This is a genomic window from Micromonospora sp. WMMD737, assembly GCF_049179055.1.
In the GTDB taxonomy this organism is placed as follows: Bacteria; Actinomycetota; Actinomycetes; order Mycobacteriales; family Micromonosporaceae; genus Micromonospora; species Micromonospora reichwaldensis.
This window is the reverse complement of the sequence record NZ_JBMHMH010000001.1, coordinates 68,038-83,408: the sequence shown is the minus strand read 5'-3', so window position 1 is coordinate 83,408 and position 15,371 is coordinate 68,038. Positions and strand designations below refer to the sequence as shown.

Here is a 15,371-nt window from a genome sequence, read left to right as displayed (position 1 = left end):
TGACACACGAACTGCACTTCGCGAATACTGGTGCGTAGTTCGAGGGGGAGTACCCACCTACTGGACACGTCGGCCGTCAGTACGGACCCACCCGGGTTCCGGTCGCGTGAGCCGCCGGCACCAACGGCGGTTCGGGGAGACCTTCGACCAGCACACCGGCGCTACGCGCTGGTTCGGTCGAGGGGAGAGTCTTGGACATGTCCGCACCCTGGTGGGCCTGGGTGGCCCTGATGGTGGCGATCGCCGTCATGCTGGCGGTTGATCTGTTTCTGCACCGTGACAATCACGTCATCGGGTTCCGGGAAGCCGCCGTCTGGTCGACGATCTGGATCGCCGCCGGACTGGCGTTCGGTGGCGTCCTGTGGGTGTGGCAGGGCGGTGACGTGGCCGGCACGTACTACGCCGGCTATTTGATCGAGAAGGCACTGTCGGTCGACAACGTCTTCGTCTTCGCACTGATCTTCACCTATTTCGCGGTCCCCGCGTCGGTGCAGCACAAGGTGCTGTTCTGGGGCGTCATCGGCGCCCTGCTGTTCCGGCTGGTGTTCATCTTCGTCGGCGCGGAGCTGTTGGAGACGTTCTTCTGGACCGCGTACGTCTTCGGTGTCTTCCTCATCTACACCGGCTGGAAGATGGCCTTCAAGCACGACGCCGAGATGCACCCCGACCGGAACATCGTCGTGCGACTTGTCCGCCGGGTCGTGCCCACCGACGCCCGGTACCACGGCGACAAGTTCTTCACCCGCATCGACGGCAAGCGCGTGGCGACCCTGCTGTTCGTGGTCCTCATCGCCGTCGAGGCCACCGACCTGATATTCGCCATCGACTCCGTCGCCGCGATCCTCGCGATCACCACCAGCACGTTCATCGTCTGGACCGCCAACGCCTTCGCCATCCTCGGCCTGCGCAGCCTCTACTTCTGCCTCGCCGGCCTGCTGCGCCGCTTCGTGCACCTGCACTACGGCCTGGCGTTCCTGCTCGCCTTCGCCGGCGTCAAGCTCATCCTCTCCGAGACCCCCGTCGGCAAACTCCCCGTCCCGGTCACCCTCGGCGTCATCGTCGCCACCCTCGCCGTCTCCATCATCTGGAGCCTCGCCACCACCCGCGGCGCCGCGATCACGGGCCCTGATATCTCTTCCGCCGACGGCCCGGCGGATCCCTCCACCGCAGCCACGCCCCACAGTTGACCACCGAGTAGCTCGCACGCCACCGCACCAGACGTGCGGGTTGACGAACGGAATACGCCATGACGACCCTCCAGGTGCCTGTGCCGACGAAACTGCCGAGCATGACGACCAGTGTCGGCGTTGCTCATGCTCATACACCCGGGACGGCTCGGCCCCATCTCGACGTCTTCACCGCTGCGCTGTGTCCAGTACCTCCACAGGGGATGGCCTGGGACTCGCTGCGCTGCCGGACCGACGGCTCTGCCCGTGAAACCGGAGGCAGACCAGTTGCGAAGCGAACCGCTGCCTGAAACGCTTCGCGTAGGCGAATCCTACGAACTAATTGCTCAGACATCGCAGTACGCGTGCCTGCCATCGACCTATATGCACTGCCCAGGGAGGTTGGTTGAGGTGTGACGACACGGCGTAGATGGACATGATGACGAAGGCCTCCGGTTGCGGAGTGGAGCTGTCCAGGAACCGCTCCGCCAACCAGGGGGCCTTCGTGTCCCCACGCTGACGCTGCTCTACTCCTCGAGCACGTCTTCGACTGGCGCGTCTGATCGTGGGGAATGTCCGTTCGCCCACGCCGCAGAACGCTATGACGTGTCCCGGCCGACCCCGAAACGGTGGGCGGTGCGCTATGCCGAGCTCGGCGCCGACGGGATACGCGAGGTCCACGCACGCAGCTCGGCGCGGACCTCGTCGGCCTCGGCGCTGCCCACCTCCGTGAACAGAGCCAGCGCCAGACGAAGCTGTTGGATCCCGCCGACGGGATCACCGCGTCGGAACAGCATCCGGCCAAGCCGGCGCAGCGCCACCGCCTCGCCATGCCGGAAGTCGGCCCGTCGCATCGCCTCCACGGCCAAATCGGCGTACCGGACGGCCGGGCCGACCTGTCCGTCACCGAGGCACGCCTCGGCCAGGGCGCCCATCAGGCTGCCCCGGTTGCGCTCGTTGACCGGAACGCCAGCGACCGCCAGGCCACGCCGCGGGTAGTGCAGCGCCGAGCGGTAACGACCGAGCAGACACTGCACCCCAGCGGTGACGGGGACCCCCGAAGTGCAGTCTCGCCGCTTTGCGCTCACGGCGATGTGGCGACTCCGCGCCACCCGAAACTCTCGGTATCTCGGGTTTCGTGACGCCGATGCCAGGCGCCGTTGCAGCCTGAAGCGGTGGTGACACTGGCGCTGACACAGGGCCCCTCAGCGTGGGGAAATCGGGTGTTTGACCAGGTCGATGCCGTGTGGTGGTGGGGTTCGGCGACAGCGGTCGCGGTGTTGCTGGTGGTGGATCTGGTGGCGCATCGCCGGTCGAGGACGGTGGAGGCTCGGGAGGCGGTGCTGTGGTCAACCGTGTGGGTCAGCGCCGGGGTGCTGTTCGGCGTGCTGGTGTGGGCCGTGCTGGGTCGCGCGGCAGGCGCCACCTACTTCGCCGGCTATTTGTTGGAGAAGACGTTGTCGTTGGACTACGTGTTCGTCTTCGCGCAGGTGTTCGCGTTGTTCTCGGTGCCGGAGCCGGTGCGGCAACGGGTGTTGTTCTGGGGGGGTGCTGGCCGCGCTGGTGTTGCGGTTCGGGTTCATCATGGCGGGGACGCGGGTGCTGGAGGCGGTGTCGTGGGTGGCGGTGCCGTTCGGGGCGGTCCTGCTGCTCAGCGCCGTACAGGTGTGGCGGGGCTGGCGGCTGCCTGCCGGTGGGGGCCGGGCGGTGAAATTGCTGAGCCGATTGGTGCCGGTGGTGCCGTTGTTTCTCGGCGTACGTCTGACGGTGCGGAATCGGGGACGCCGCGCGGTGACCATGGCGGGTGTGGTGCTGCTGGTAATCCTCGGGGTGGATGTGGTGTTCGCGGTGGACGCCGTCGCGGCGGTGTTGGCGATCACCGACGACGCGTTCCTGGTGTGGGCGGCGAACGCGTTCGCGGTCCTCGGCCTGCACAGCCTGTACTTCGGTCTCGCGGTGCTGGTGCGCCGATTCCGGTACCTACGGGCGGCGCTGGCGGCGCTGCTGGTCTTCGCGGGCGTGGAACTCATGCTGTCGGAGACACCCGTGGGTCGTCCACCGGTGGCGGTCAACCTCGGCATCGTGGTGGTGAGCCTGACCGCGGCCATCGTCGGCAGCGTCCTGACTGCACGGCACGCACCCGCGAGCGGCGACGCCGATGCGGGTAACCCAGGCGACGTGGACTCCGCCGAATTTCGTCGCCGCCACTCCTGATGACGGCATGCTGGCCTCACGGACCAGACGCGCCCTGAGGCGCAGTGCGGCACGACGGGGGTGTGTGGCATGCAGGACGTGGCGGTCGAGCCGGTCCTCACTGACGAGCGGGTACCGGGACTGGCCGAGATGGTGTGGGACAACGCTCGGCAGGATCCCGAGGCGGTGCAGTTCGTGCGCCCTGATCCGGACCCGCGATCCTGGCCAGCCCGCCGGGGACGCCGGGCCGGGACGGTTTTGGTGAGCTGCGCTACCTTCCGCGACGACGTGCACGCACTCACCCGCGGCTTCATCGCCGCCGGCATCAAGCACGGTGATCGGGTCGCGTTGGTCAGTCGTACCCGCTACGAGTGGACCCTGGTGGACTACGCGCTGTGGGCGATAGGGGCGGTGACAGTGCCGATCTACGACACCGCCAGCGCGGAACAGATTGAGTGGATCATCGGCGACTCCGGTGCGGCCGGCTGCGTGGTGGAGACCGCCGAGCACGCCGCGACCGTCACCGGCCTGCGCGAGCGGACGCCGGCCCTGCGCCAGATGTGGCAGATCGACGCCGGCGGGCTGATCGACCTGGCGGCCCAGGGGCGCACGGTCCCCGACGCCAACGTCGAGGCACGGCGCCGGCGGGTCAGCGGGGCCGACGTGGCCACGATCGTCTACACCAGCGGCACGACCGGCCGGCCGAAGGGCTGCGTGCTGACCCACCGCAACATCTTCTGCGACGTCACCACCGCGGTGTCGGTGCTGCCGCAACTGCTGCACGCGGGGGCGTCGACGGTGCTGTTCCTGCCGCTGGCGCATGCCTTCGCCCGGCTGATCCAGGTGGGGATGGTGCAGACCCGGGCGACGCTGGTGCACAGCGCCGACATCGCCGGGGTGCTCGACCAGCTGCGCCAGCACCGACCGACGTTCATCCTCGCGGTGCCGCGGGTGTTCGAGAAGATGCACAACCGGGCCCGGCAGAAGGCCGAGGACGCCCACCGTGGGTGGCTGTTCACCGCCGCCGAGCAGTTGGCGGTGCGCTACAGCCGCGCCCTCGACGGCACCTCCGGCCCGGGTGGCATTCTGCGGTTGGCGCACACCTTGTTCGACGTGCTGGCCTACCGGAAGCTGCGGGCCGCTCTAGGCGGGCGGTGCCGGATGGCCATCGTCGGTGGGGCGCCGCTGGGTGAGCGTCTGGGACACTTCTTCCGCGGCGCGGGCGTCACAGTTCTGGAGGGTTACGGCCTGACCGAGACCTCTCCGGCGCTGACGGTGAACCTGCCCGACGCGCAGCGCATCGGCACCGTCGGCCGGCCCCTGCCGGGCGTGCGGATCCGCATCGCGGACGACGGGGAGATCCAGGCTGACGGCGACGTCATATTCCCCGGCTACTGGAACAACGCTGACGCCACCCGCGCCACCTTCACCGACGACGGGTGGCTGCGCACCGGCGACCTCGGCAGTCTCGACCCCGACGGTTTCCTGCGGATCACCGGCCGGACAAAGGAGATCATCGTGACCGCGGCCGGGAAGAACCTCGCCCCCGCCCCGATCGAGGACGCCGTGCGCGCGCACCCGCTGGTCAGCCAGTGCATGCTCGTCGGCGACGGACGCCCCTACGTGGCCGCGCTGATCACCGTCGACCCGCAGGCCTGGCAGCGGTGGCGCACCGCAACGGGGCGGCCGGACGCGCCCCTGGCCGACCTGCGCGACGACCCAAGACTGCGTGCCGAGATCCAGCAAGCGGTGGACCGCGCCAATCGCACCGTGTCCAAGGCCGAACAAATCAAAACCTTCCGCATACTGCCCCGCGACCTCACCGAGACCGACGGCGAACTCACTCCCACCCTCAAGGTCAAACGCGACGTGGTCGCCGACCGCTACGCCGCCGACCTCGACGCCCTCTACCGCGGCCACTGACACCCACGCCAACCCGGCCCATACCCATGGCCCGCTGCCGCGGCCTACCCGGCAGCAGGTGCCACAGCGGGACCTGACCCGCTGTTCTCCTCCAGACCACCCGACGAAACCGTCAAAGGACCACCCGATGAAACTCTCGCGCCGCCCAGCCCGCCGACCGGTAGCCGCCCGTACCATCTACCTGGCCTGCGCGGCGCTGGCCGTTGCGGGCCTGGCTGTGGCAGCCCGCCGCCGTCGCAGCCTGCCACCGGCCAGCATCGAGGTGCCGCTGCCGGACCTGCCCGGCGGCCGTGAGGCCACGCCCTACCAGTCGGCAGGCAACCCCATCGGCAGCGCCATCTCGGCCGTCCGCTGACACTGTGAATCCCCTGGCCGGTGTGCGGCGGCTGGCTGAGGGGACGCCGCCGCAGCGCGAGCGTTTCGTCGACCTGCTACGAGCGGTCGCCATCGTCGCCGTGGTGCTCGGGCACTGGCTGGTCACCGTCGTCGGCTACCAGGACGGGCAACTGACCGGGCGGTCGGCGCTGCCGGACTTACGGTGGGCATACCTGATCACCTGGCTGGTGCAGGTCATGCCGGTCTTCTTCCTCGTCGGCGGCTACGCCAACGCCGCCTCGCTCACCTCCGCCCACCGCAAGGGCCAGCGCGCCGGGGATTGGCTGGTGCACCGTGCGGCCCGGCTGGTGCGCCCCACCACCGCCCTCGTCGTCATCCTCTCCGCCGGCGCCGGCATCGCCCGGCTGCTCGACGCCGACGCATCGCGGACGCGGCAGGTGGTGTGGTTCGCCGCGATTCCCCTGTGGTTCCTGTCGGTCTACCTCATCGTCGTCACCCTCACCCCGCTCATGTGGGTCCTGCACCGCCGCTACGGCGTCGCCGTACCCGCCGTCCTACTCGTCCTGGTCACCGCCGGCGACCTCGCCCGCCTCTACGGCGAGGAGGCCTGGGGCAACGGCAGCTTCCTGTTCGGCTGGCTGGCCATTCACCAGATCGGCTTTTTCTGGCGCGACAACCGGCTTCCCACCCGCCGTCGCGTCCAGTGGGCGATGCTGGCCGGCGGCGGCGCCGTTCTACTGCTGCTCACCGGGCTCGGCCCGTACCCGGTCAGCATGATCAACGTGCCTGGGGAGCGTCTGCACAACATGTCCCCACCCAGTGTCGCCCTGCTGGCCCTGTTCACCTGCCAACTCGCCGCCGCGCTCCTGGTGCGCCGCCGGGCCGAACGGTGGCTGCGCCGTACCCGCCCCTGGATGACGGTCATCGCCGTCAATGCCGTTATCCTCACCGTCTTCCTGTGGCACATCACCGCCGCGATCCTGCTCACCGCCGCCCTGCACACCCTCGACGTCCTACCCACTCCGACCGCCGGCAGCGCGGCGTGGTTCGTCTGGCGGCTGCCCTGGCTGGTGATGCTCACCGCCGTCTTGGCCGTCCTCGTCGCCGTCTTCGGTCCCATCGAGATTCGCGGTAGCCGGACACCACGCCACCGGCCCCGCTGGCTACCCGCCCCCGCAGCCGACCTGCTGGCCCGGCCGGCACCCCGCCTGGTACTCGCCGTCACCGGCCTCGCCGCGGTCGCGTTCGGGCTGCTCGACAACAGCCTGCTGCCCCGCACCCAACCCGTTCCACTCGGTATCCCCGCCATCGCCCTGACCGCCTACTTCGCCGGAGCGCTCCTGCTACGCGTCCTGGGCTCCGCACCCCCGCCGCCGCCGGTGACGGGCAGCGTTCCGCACGCACTCCCGCGAGAGGACCAATGACCACCAGCCACCCACCCGTCGTCGGCGTGGACGACCCTAACCACGCCCCACGCCCCACGCGCCGTGCGCTACGCCGCCCAGCAAGCCGCCTGGCGCCACCGACCCCTGCGCATCGTCCACGCCTTCATCTGGCCCCTGTTCCACGTGCCCCTCGACCACCCGCGCACGGGCCACCCAAAGCCGGTCTACGTCACCAGGCCCACCAAATCGTCGAACACGCCACCGACGTTGCCACCACCGCCCAACCCGGAATCGACGTCACCGGCATCGTCATTACCGGCTCCCCCTCCCAGGTGCCTACCACTGAATCACGCACCGCCGACATGATCGTCATCGGCGACGGGGCCTCGGGGCATCAGCGCGCAACACCAGCGCGACCAGCAACGCTCGACCGACTCCAGGTGCCCGCGGCGGAGACACCACCGGGGCCGGGCAGGCATTCAGGTCGGGTGGCGGTCGGTTCGAACTAATCAGCTCTGGCGGTCGGTCCTCGCCGTAGTTACGCTCTCAAATCCGTGGGGAAGCCCGTCTTGTATCGAGAACTGCACGAGGAAGAGCCGGAGCAATCGTCGTGCCGCCAAGAGACGAAAATACTGGCGAAGGCAGCCGCACTCCGGCCTCCGCGAGATGCGGCCCGATCCCTGGATCGGCCGTCGAATCGGCCCCCGCCGCATCCTCGCGTGTCCGAGCGACAGTTCGCCTGGTCCTTCCCGTCGCCACGGCTCTGGTTCTGATCGAGGCCGTCTGGCTGCTGCTGGCGTTGCCCGGTGCCGCTCTTGTCAGTGACCTCGGCGGACTACTCGTCGCCGGGCTGGCCGCATTCGCCTGCGCGGCCGCGACCCGCCAGCAGTCCCGATCGGTGCATCGATTCTGGGCCCTGCTGGCGCTCACCATGGCACTGGCCGCTCTCGGCCGCACGGTATGGATGGCCGACCGGCTGGCCGGCACCGGCCTGCCCCATACTCCGCTGGTAGGGACTATCTTCGTCGCCGGCATTCTCTCCGGCTCAGCTGCCCTGCTCTACTCGACCGCCGCACCGCGCACCACTGTGGGACGGGCGCGGACCGTCCTCGACGGACTTATCGTCGGGCTGGCTCTCATCCCGGTCGGTTGGGTGCTGGTGCTACGAGGCGTCGCCGTCGCCGATCTCGCCGATCCGCTGCGTACCTACGGGCAGCTCTATCCGATGCTCGACCTGGTGCAGTTGACGATTCTTGTCGCGGTGGTCGGGCCGCATCGCGCTCGGTGGCGGGCGATGACGTTCATCGGCGCGAGTCTGACGCTGCGGGTGGTGGCCGACGCCGGGTACATCTCGATAGTCGCTGCCGGCGACTACACCGCCGGTCACCCGATCGACGTGTGCTGGCCCCTGAGCTATCTCCTCGTCGCTGCCGCCACCCGGCATTCACCGCCGAGCGTGCGTGACGAGATCGACGACGCGGTCGAGCCGTCCCTGCCTTCGTGGTGGCGGGTGGCGATGCCCTACCTACCGGTTGGCGGGGCCATCGTGGCCGTGGTGTTGGCCCGCCGTCCCTCCGGGCAAATCCCACCACTGGTGTTCGTGGGAATGATGGTGCTGCTCGCCACGCTCGCGGTGCGTCAGGGATTGGCGGCCAACGAGAATCTACATCTGGTCGCCCGGCTGCGTCAGCTTGCCTACACCGATCAGCTCACCGGGCTTCCCAACCGTTTCCTGTTCACCCGGCGGCTTCGCGCGGCGCTTCGGGGCAGGATGCCCGTTGCGGTACTGCTGCTTGACCTCGACGGCTTCAAGCAGGTCAACGACCGGTTCGGACATGCCAGCGGCGACCTGGTGCTGGCCGAGGTCGCCGAGCGGATGCGGGCCGTGGTGGACGGCGACGCTACCGTCGCGCGGCTCGGCGGGGACGAGTTCGCGATCCTCGTCGACCGCCGTCAGGTCGTGTCACCAGAGAGTTTGGCCCGCCGGTTACTCACCGCTTTGGGCCCGTCGCCGGAGCAGGACGATCCGGGGGTGCACGCATCGGCGAGCATCGGCATCGCCGCGTACGGTCCGCAGCACGCCTCGCACACCGATCTGTTGCGCGACGCCGACATTGCAATGTACGCGGCCAAGGCCGCCGGGAAGGCTGCCTATCGAACGTGCACCCCCGCTCTGCGCGACGCTGCAGTGGGCCGGGCGGAACTGATCGCAGACCTGCGACGGGCGGTAGACGAGGGACAGCTGAGCCTGGTTTTCCAGCCAATCGTCGATCTCGCGACCGGAGCGGTCAGCGGCGCCGAGGCACTGGTGCGATGGCGACACCCGCGACTGGGCACCATAGGCCCGGGACGTTTCCTGCCGCTGGCCGAGGAAGCAGGGCTGATTCTGCCAATCGATCGGTGGGTGCTCCGGGAAGCGTGTCAAGCGGCGGCGACCTGGCGGCACCGGGCGCCGGGGATTGCCTTGTCGGTGAACGTCACCGCTGCTCATCTGCGCAGACCCGATCTGATCACGACGGTGGCCGCCGCGACCGCCACCGCCGGGCTGTGTCCCCGGGCACTCACCCTAGAACTGACCGAGTCGGCGCTGATCGAGGGAACTGAGGCGGTCATCGACCGGCTGCGGCAACTGCGCGAGATGGGTGTCCGGATCGCCATTGACGATTTCGGCACGGGGTACTCATCGTTGAGCTACCTACACCGGATTCCGGCAACGGAACTGAAGATTGACCGTTCGTTCGTGGCGCGGCTCGATGACGACAACCGGGCGTACTCGACGGTGGAGATGGTGACCCGGCTGGCGAGCGCGTTCGAACTGTCGGTGGTCGCCGAAGGGGTGGAGACCGAGCGGCAACACGCTGCCGTCACCGCGATCGGCTGCGTCAACGGTCAAGGATATCGGTACGGCCACCCCGGAGATCTGGTGCAACTACACGCGGCGCATGACAGCTCCGCTCGCGTGTGGTGATTACCAGGTTGCGCCGAGCGTGGTGACATCGGGTACGGCTTCGGGTTCGCGAGGTGAGCACGGTCTACAACCGGCCGCTCTGACCGGTCACTTTTGCCGGGCGGTTCTTACGGAACTCGCCGGCCAGATCGTAACGGCGGCGCCGATCGGTCTGGTCGGTGCCCGGTGGGCGATCCCCTAACGAGACACCAGCTCAACGACCACCGACCGCCCCAGGCGGCCCATGAAGCTCAACACTCGGCCCCTGGTGGCGTGGTTCTTACCAACACCCCCAGACGGCTCAGCCAGGGCCGGCTGCGCGCCGTGGTGTCCGACGACGACTGCGACCACGCGGCCACCGCGCCGCCAGGTGACCACGGGCGTGGTCACCTCCGTCTATATTGACGTTTGTGGCGGCCGACGAGAGGATTCGTGCCTCCCTCGTCCGGTTCGCGGGCGGCGGCGGCCTCGGCTTCCTGGTCGCCCCCGATCTGGTGTGCACCGCAGCCCATGTCGTGACGGCCGCGCTGGTGCCGGAAGAGCCGGCCGTCGGGGCGGAGATCGAGATCGATGGACTGCCCGGCTGCATTGAGGTCTGGCAGCCCGAGGTTGACCTCGCCGGCCTGCGGCTGACGGCCCCGGCCCCGCCCCGGTACACACCGATTACCCTCGCCGACAGGGCACCGAGCACCGACCGTCGCTGCCGCATGTTCGGCTTTCCGGCCGGCCACCTGATTCACGGCGCCTGGGCCACCGGTGAGCTCCGCGGCCGGACCGCACTGGGCCTGCTGCAGATCGACGACGAGCGCGACCGGGGATTCACGGCCAGCCAGGGTTTCAGCGGCACGCCGGTCTGGGACGACGGTCTGGACGCCGCGATCGGAGTGCTCGTCACCGTTGAGCGCCAGACCAGCGAACGGCGCACCTCGTACGCGCTGCCCGTTGACGCCATCCTCGGGCACTGGCCGGCATTGGCCGCGCTACGCAAGGACGCGAACCCCTTCCGAGGCCTGAGCCCATTCCGCGAGCAGGACGAACGTCTCTTCCACGGCCGCGACGAGGAGACGGCCGCCCTCGCCGCCAAGGCGAGATACCAGCCGTTCACCGTGCTGTCCGGCGCGTCCGGCAGCGGCAAATCATCGCTGCTGGCCGCTGGCGTCGTCCCCCGGCTGCGGCGCGACGATGCCGTCGTGGCCACCATCCGTGCCCACGCCTTCACCGACCCGGAGGCGGCGCTTCGCCGGGCGCTGAACGCCGCCCTCGACGGGCCGGCCGATTCTGGCGGCATCGCTGAAGCCCTCGACCGGCTCGGCAAGCAGAGGCTGGTGCTTGTCGTCGATCAGTTCGAGGAGCTGCTCGACGACCGCGAGCAGGCCGCCACACTGCTGCGGCGGTTGCATGACACCCAGGCCGCCGGCCCGCGAGTGCGGATCGTGGTGGCCATCCGGTCTGATTTCCTCGACCAAGCGGCGACGCTCTTCGGCTCGGCCGCGACATGGAGTGAGGCCGCCTATCCGCTGACCCCGCTGACCGGTGAGGCGCTTCGCCCGGTGATCGAGGGTCCGCTGGCCGGCACCGGGCGCGTCCTTGATCCCGGCCTGCCGGAGAAGGTCATCGCCGACGCCGGTACCGACGCCGCCGTCCTACCGATGGTCGAGCAACTGATGCACGACCTGTGGGAAGACGAGTTCACCCGCGAGGCCTACGACCGCGTCGGCGGGGTGGCCGGCGTCATCGGCGGTCACGCCGAACGGGCGATCGAAGAGCCGCTCGCCCTGCACGGCGAGCCGGCCGTGCGCCGGGTGCTGCTGCGACTGGTGCGTCCGGTCTCGGCCACGGCGACGCTGTGGCGCACCGTCAAAGCCGACGAACTCACGGCCGACGACCTCGCGGTCGTGCGTGAACTCGCCGATCGCCGGCTGGTGGTCGCCCGCGAAGACGGATTCGACCTGATCCACGACACACTCGTCCAACACTGGAAGCGGCTCCACGACTGGGTTTCACGCTAGCGTGACTTCTTGCTGTGGCGCGACGCGGTACGGGCCAGCCGCGATCTGGGCGAGCCGCTGCGCGGAGCACGGCTGGCTGCGGCTGACGAGTGGCTGCGGCTGACGAGTGGCTGCGCGTCCATCGCGCCGACCTATCCCCGGCCGGCATCGACCACGTCACGGCCAGCCGCCGCCGCCAACGCTGGACCGCTGTGCTGTGGCGGGCTACGGCGGCCGTCCTGGCCGTGCTGCTGGCCGCCACGGCGACGTTCGCCGTTCTGCTCCAGCGGCGTGGCGCCGACCTTGACGCCCGGGTGCACGAACTGGGCGCCCGCGATCTGGCCCAGCGGGCCCGCGATCTCATGCCGCGCGACTTGAACGGAGCAGCTCTCGCGGCGCTGGCAGCCTTCCATACCGAAGACAATGCCGCCTCCCGGTCCGCCCTGTTCTCCACCTACGCCCAGCTCGCCGATGCCAGCGCGCTGTTGCCCGACACGCGCGACGTCCGCGTCCTGGCCGTGGCGGCCGACCCGCCGTCGTTGATCACCGCATACCCCCGGCTTCTGCGCTGGACCTTCGACGGTGGCCGGCCTGCCAGCACGCCGTTGGCCGACGACGAGGCGCGGCAGGTCGTCACCGACGCCTCCGGAACCCGGATCGCGTGGGTGGGCCCGGACTACGTCGAGGTGATCCTTCCCGACGACCGCCGTCTGCGCCTGCCGTTCACCGGGACGGTGACGCTGCAAGGCTTCGACCCGACCGGCCAGCGGTTAGCCCTGCTCAACGGACCCACGCGCCAGCCGCAGCGCGCGGTGCTGTGGGACCTCGCGTCAGATACTCAGCGGGTGCTACCGCCGCGCGAGGTGCGGGCCGCGTGGTTCACGTCCGAATCCGGCACGATGATTTTTGAGGACGGCGCGGTCTGGAACCCGCGGACAAACCGCGAGGTGGGCCGGCTGCCTGGCGTCCGCGCGGTGTCGCCCGACGGCCGGCTCGCCGTGCGGTGCGGCACCGCCGGCGGAAGCCTGGAGGCTTGGCGGATCTCGCCACCCCGGCGACTTCGCACCCTGCCACTGAACTGCCTGGACATCGGCGACCGGCTGTACTTCGACCCGGCCGGCGAGGTGATCCTGCCCCCTCTGCGCTTCGCCGGATTAAACGGCAGTCGGACGGTCCGGGTGAAGGCGGTGGCGACCGGCCGACTGGCCTCCATCGCGTTGCCGCCGGTCGGCGGCGACCCGCAAGACGATCGCCAGGTACCGCCGGTGGCCGTGCCGACCCGTGACGGCTTCCCGCCCCGGCCTTCGGGCCGGGGCGGTTTGCCGTGGCGCCGGGTCACTGCGCGCCTGGACCAGGTACTCCGGTGGCAAGCCGCGAAGCGGTGCGGCAGCGATCGCCCCGCGTTCGACGGTGGCCCGCCACCGACGCGATCGTCCCGGCCTGGCAGACGTTGGGGTGAACTACGGCGGCGGAATGCCTTTGTCTAGATACGATGACCGTGACCTGGCAGGGGTGCTGTAGTGCCTTGCTGCGGCTTGCACGGACTTGATGAGTGTTGAGCCCGGGTAGTAGCGGCGGTCGGAGTACAGATGCCGGTGGTAGCAGGCCCAGTAGCTCGCCGCTTGCTGGCGCGTGATGGCGAGGAACGACGGGTTCGCGGCGAGTACCTGTCCGTACACGGCGTGCTGCGGGGTCGTGGGGTCGTCGAGTTCGACGAGTTCACGGCGGATATCGAGCAGGATTTCTAGGACATACTCCCCGACCAGCCGGACTACGAATGGAACCACCCATGGCTCGTTTAGCCTGAGAATGTGCCCAAGCCGTCGCTGCCGTACTCGACCGTCGTGGTGACGTGTGTAGAGGCAGTTGAGGATTGCGAGTTGGGTGGGTGACAGGCTGAGTTCTGTAGCGGCTGAGGGTTCGGCTTCGTAGATCCGGTACGGGATGATCAGTGGCTGCCCGTCGACGGTGACACGGAACGGCAGCGCCGGATTCAAGGGCGGCGGTGGTAGAAGCTTCGTGACGGTCTGCACGTCTCGCTGAAGATGGGCCGGGAAGCCGGCCGCCAGTGATGGCGCGGTAGGAGTAATCGGCGCTGGGCTTTGCACGGTCGGACGGTACAGCGTTCCAGCCCTAGGGACTGGCCTAGAGCGCGATGCCCCCTTCCTCGGGGGTGAAGCCGCGACCGGCCGATGCCGGCCGGAGGCCGCCAGCAGGCCGGTCGCGAGCGGGCCGGCGCCACGCTTGCGTGGCGCCCTTGATACCCCCGAGAGAACAATCCGGCAGGTGAGAGAGTAGTCGTTGGAACTTGACCAGCGGTCAAGCAGCGCTAGACACGCTCCAACTTGACTGATCTTGGTCCCCAGTACGCCAAAGAGGGCACATTCACCGATCGAATGCACCCTCTGACCTGCGTCGGGACGGCCGGATTCGAACCGACGACCCCTTGACCCCCAGTGAACTAGCCGGCGTACCGGCGCCTGCCGGACGGGACCGGCTCGTGCCGGACACGCTGGTCAATGGCCGGTTGGCGGTCGGCCTCATGTCGGGCTGTGTCGAGTCTTGCCCGACTATCCGTGAGACGGTTGTGAGATATTCAGGCGGTCCGGCTCGGGGTGAGGCGCTGGAGATCAGATCCAGCGCCTCATCGCCTGCGAGTAGGCTTTACCAGCATCGAGCCGGACGTCCCGCACCTGAGAGGAAAGAAGATCTTGGATGCCAGAGTGAACGAAATTGGCGTTCCTGATCTTTAGAGCCGCAGGTCAACAAGCCTGTTCCCCGCACGCGCGGGGGTGTTCCGTTCACGGGCCGCCGCCAGGGCAGGGGCCGGTGCTGTTCCCCGCACGCGCGGGGGTGTTCCGTCCCGGCGCCCGTCCAGGTGGCCCGCGCCTTCCTGTTCCCCGCACGCGCGGGGGTGTTCCGTGCCCCGAGTGCGGCAACTACATCACCCAGGCCTGTTCCCCGCACGCGCGGGGGTGTTCCGGTCTGGTACTGCGTGGTACCGGGCGAGATCGTCTGTTCCCCGCACGCGCGGGGGTGTTCCGGAAGAGTGGAACGAGGAGCCCGGCGTCAGCGACTGGTCCCCGCACGCGCGGGGGTGTTCCCGGCTTGCCGTCGCCGTCGAACCCGAACACCTCCTGGTCCCCGCACGCGCGGGGGTGTTCCCTCGCCGGACATCGGGCCGGTGCCCCGGATCAGCTGGTCCCCGCACGCGCGGGGGTGTTCCGGAGGCGAGCGCGACGTTGCCGGCGGTGCGCAGCTGATCCCCGCACGCGCGGGGGTGTTCCCCGCGACGCGAGCCGGGTGCCGTGCAGGGGTCCCTGGTCCCCGCACGCGCGGGGGTGTTCCGTCTTGGCGCATCTGGGCGAGGATCGCCTTCGGCTGGTCTCCGCACGCGCGGGGGTTCCGATGTATGTCCTGCGGGTGCCGCTGG

Annotated in this window: 10 protein-coding genes and 1 CRISPR repeat array; of the genes, 8 read left to right on the top strand and 2 right to left on the bottom strand. The window is 69.3% G+C overall.

Going from position 1 to position 15,371, the window contains the following annotated elements; all coding sequences use genetic code 11:
- The first annotated feature begins 197 nt into the window (after positions 1-197).
- Positions 198-1,187 carry a TerC family protein gene (locus ACN27A_RS00380; protein ID WP_421448812.1) on the top strand — a complete coding sequence of 330 codons (990 nt, stop codon included), beginning with the start codon at positions 198-200 and terminating at the stop codon, positions 1,185-1,187.
- Between the two features lie 620 nt (positions 1,188-1,807).
- On the opposite strand, the gene ACN27A_RS00375 is transcribed toward ACN27A_RS00380, so the two are convergent.
- Positions 1,808-2,203, bottom strand: coding sequence for a hypothetical protein (locus ACN27A_RS00375; RefSeq protein ID WP_421448810.1), 396 nt, complete (start codon positions 2,201-2,203; stop codon positions 1,808-1,810).
- Between the two features lie 511 nt (positions 2,204-2,714).
- Here ACN27A_RS00375 and ACN27A_RS00370 point away from each other — a divergent pair.
- The 7 genes from ACN27A_RS00370 (at position 2,715) to ACN27A_RS00340 (ending at position 13,425) form a co-directional block, all read left to right on the top strand.
- Positions 2,715-3,380 carry a TerC family protein gene (locus ACN27A_RS00370; RefSeq protein WP_421448808.1) on the top strand — a complete coding sequence of 222 codons (666 nt, stop codon included), beginning with the start codon at positions 2,715-2,717 and terminating at the stop codon, positions 3,378-3,380.
- A gap of 69 nt (positions 3,381-3,449) precedes the next feature.
- Positions 3,450-5,282 (top strand): AMP-dependent synthetase/ligase, encoded by a 1,833-nt coding sequence (locus ACN27A_RS00365; protein ID WP_421448807.1) that lies wholly within the window; start codon positions 3,450-3,452, stop codon positions 5,280-5,282.
- A gap of 127 nt (positions 5,283-5,409) precedes the next feature.
- Entirely contained in the window at positions 5,410-5,637 is a 228-nt protein-coding gene (locus tag ACN27A_RS00360; RefSeq protein ID WP_421448805.1) for a hypothetical protein, read from the top strand.
- Between the two features lie 13 nt (positions 5,638-5,650).
- Entirely contained in the window at positions 5,651-7,042 is a 1,392-nt protein-coding gene (locus ACN27A_RS00355; protein WP_421458329.1) for an acyltransferase family protein, read from the top strand.
- A gap of 571 nt (positions 7,043-7,613) precedes the next feature.
- A complete protein-coding gene (locus ACN27A_RS00350) occupies positions 7,614-9,971 on the top strand; it encodes a putative bifunctional diguanylate cyclase/phosphodiesterase (protein ID WP_421448803.1) in 2,358 nt (785 codons plus the stop codon).
- Between the two features lie 389 nt (positions 9,972-10,360).
- Complete coding sequence (locus tag ACN27A_RS00345; protein ID WP_421448801.1) at positions 10,361-11,959, top strand: trypsin-like peptidase domain-containing protein; 1,599 nt, start codon at positions 10,361-10,363, stop codon at positions 11,957-11,959.
- Between the two features lie 89 nt (positions 11,960-12,048).
- A complete protein-coding gene (locus ACN27A_RS00340) occupies positions 12,049-13,425 on the top strand; it encodes a WD40 repeat domain-containing protein (RefSeq protein ID WP_421448800.1) in 1,377 nt (458 codons plus the stop codon).
- Here the strand turns inward: ACN27A_RS00340 and ACN27A_RS00335 are convergent.
- Positions 13,399-14,046: a hypothetical protein gene (locus ACN27A_RS00335; RefSeq protein ID WP_421448798.1), complete on the bottom strand. Its 648-nt coding sequence runs from the start codon at positions 14,044-14,046 to the stop codon at positions 13,399-13,401. The genes ACN27A_RS00340 and ACN27A_RS00335 overlap by 27 nt on opposite strands.
- Before the next feature lie 667 nt (positions 14,047-14,713).
- Positions 14,714-15,286: a CRISPR direct-repeat array (repeat unit 24 nt; unit sequence TCCCCGCACGCGCGGGGGTGTTCC).
- Positions 15,287-15,371: the final 85 nt, after the last annotated feature.

Bases quoted from the DNA above. Each gene is read 5' to 3' on its own strand.
- ACN27A_RS00365 (WP_421448807.1), top strand. From the start codon at position 3,450: ATGCAGGACGTGGCGGTCGAGCCGGTCCTCACTGACGAGCGGGTACCG.
- ACN27A_RS00380 (WP_421448812.1), top strand. From the start codon at position 198: ATGTCCGCACCCTGGTGGGCCTGGGTGGCCCTGATGGTGGCGATCGCC.
- ACN27A_RS00360 (WP_421448805.1), top strand. From the start codon at position 5,410: ATGAAACTCTCGCGCCGCCCAGCCCGCCGACCGGTAGCCGCCCGTACC.